Annotated in this window: 1 protein-coding gene; it reads left to right on the top strand. The window is 57.4% G+C overall.

Translation table 11 applies throughout. From position 1 onward, the window contains the following. Positions 1 to 223 (top strand): hypothetical protein (locus ABR397_RS25785; protein WP_350307970.1); only part of this gene is annotated, 223 nt, incomplete at both ends.

Here is a 223-nt window from a genome sequence, read left to right on the forward strand (position 1 = left end):
TGGTGCCTATGTGCCGCTGGACCCGGTCTATCCGTGTGAACGTCTGGTGCATATTCTGAATGATGCCGCACCGTCAGTGATATTGGCGGATGAGGCCGGATGTGCGGTACTGGGCAGGGAAGCGCTGGCCGGACTGACGGTACTGGACCTTCATATTTTGCCTGATCAGGCAGACAGTAATCCGCAGGTCCCTGGGTTGACCTCCCGTCATTTGGCGTATGTG

Source organism: Photorhabdus viridis (assembly GCF_040256935.1).
GTDB classification, from domain to species: Bacteria; Pseudomonadota; Gammaproteobacteria; order Enterobacterales; family Enterobacteriaceae; genus Photorhabdus; species Photorhabdus viridis.